This window comes from Oleiphilus sp. HI0066, from assembly GCF_001635725.1.
The window spans coordinates 1-1536 of record NZ_LWFH01000834.1 but is presented as its reverse complement, the minus strand read 5'-3'; the positions used below and the strand labels follow the sequence as shown (position 1 = coordinate 1536).

Here is a 1536-nt window from a genome sequence, read left to right as displayed (position 1 = left end):
AAAAACTAACGGGCGCGCAGGAATGGCAGCCTTGCGGTTTGAGAGCGGGCAGTCTTTTGATGGGCGAGCGCTATATGAATATCTGCAGGCACACGTACCAGATTACGCGATCCCTCACTTTATTCGTTTGGTTGATGAGGTTGAATCAACGGGTACGCACAAATATAAAAAAGCGCCTCTGAAAAAAGACGCTTATGATCCGCAGGCTTGCGGTAGTAAGGTGTTTGTTCGATTACCGAAACAAAGCAACTTTGAAGAGCTAACTCAGTCGCTATACCTAGATATTATGTCATCAAAGCATAGCTTCTAAGCGAAAGCTTATTGGCTGCGATCTGAATATTCGCTAGCTGATTTATCGCCGCTATAAACCGCACCAGCGATTTTTTGATTGTGACGGCCAATCAGTTTTCGTTGCAGTTTTGTTTCGAGATTCAAAGCTTGGCGAATGGTTGATAGCCATGCGCCGTTATAGAGCTTCTTGGTTAAGCTGATGGCATCTGGCGATTTGTTTGCAATCTCTTTCAAGAAAGCAGTTGCTTCCGCCATTGGGTCATCGCATATGCGCGTCACGAGGTTGTACTCAGCTGCTTTTTGGGCATCAAATACTTCTGCCGTCATCGTTAATTCTTTTGCCTTATCGATCGAGCAAAGCTCTCTTAATGCGATCGAGCCGCCCATATCTGGTATGAGTCCCCATTTCGTCTCCATGATCGAAAATGTGCAGTTCTTAGATGTGTAGCGAAAGTCTGCTCCAAGCGCTATTTGCATCCCTCCGCCCCAACATTTGCCATGGGTCACAGCAATAACGGGAACAGGTAGGTCACGCCATACGTAGCTAACTTCTTGTGCAAGATTAACGAATTTAGTGCCCGGTTTGATGAGCAATTTCACGGCCGTCATTGGGTTTTTGAACATGCTTTTTACGTCGATACCAGAGCAAAAAGATTTGCCATCGCCGGACAAGATGACGCCGCGAACTTTCTTGTCTTTGGATATTGTTTTCGCTGTCTTAACGATTGCTTCAAACATCGGCATATCTAGGGCATTGTGCTTGTCTGCGCGAGATAAGGTGACATAGGCGATTTGGTCTTTGATCTCGACCTTAACTCGATCTTTAATTATTGTTTCTGACATAAAAAATCCGTACAGCTCATGACTGAAATGGGTTGGGACGATTATTTAAGATGTTGGATAGTATATGGCTTTCGCGTTCAATCAAAGTTTGCATTAGCACGTCCACATCACTCATTTCATAAAATGCGTCTAGCCCTCTTAACAGAAAACCATGGAGTTCTTCGAGCCCTGCTTTCTTTGCTGGCTTTTTTGTCCAATTAAGAGTTAGTCGAAGTAGTGGGTTGTGTGCATGCTTGTCTAAGAGTTCTCCAGCCGCCTTAACAAGGTCTAATTGGCGCTGCCGTTGCTGTGCGGTGGAGGCTTTCTGATAGGCCTCTACATAAAGACTCTCGTTGATATCGCTAGCATTTATGCTCATTAAATATTGTACGAGTTGATCATCTAATTGCTGAGTAAGTAAAT

At 44.5% G+C, this 1536-nt stretch carries 1 protein-coding gene and 2 pseudogenes; 1 reads left to right on the top strand and 2 read right to left on the bottom strand.

Translation table 11 applies throughout. From position 1 onward, the window contains the following. Positions 1 to 310 (top strand): annotated as a pseudogene (locus A3738_RS30925) (long-chain-acyl-CoA synthetase); the annotation flags it as partial. Positions 311 to 318: 8 nt separating this feature from the next. Here the strand turns inward: A3738_RS30925 and A3738_RS09790 are convergent. Continuing rightward, complete coding sequence (locus tag A3738_RS09790) at positions 319 to 1134, bottom strand: crotonase/enoyl-CoA hydratase family protein (protein ID WP_068479559.1); 816 nt, start codon at positions 1132 to 1134, stop codon at positions 319 to 321. 16 nt (positions 1135 to 1150) lie between these two features. Beyond that, positions 1151 to 1536 (bottom strand): annotated as a pseudogene (locus A3738_RS30920) (hypothetical protein); the annotation flags it as partial.

Excerpts from the sequence above, each read along its gene's own strand:
- A3738_RS09790 (WP_068479559.1), bottom strand. The coding sequence starts at position 1,134 with ATGTCAGAAACAATAATTAAAGATCGAGTTAAGGTCGAGATCAAAGAC.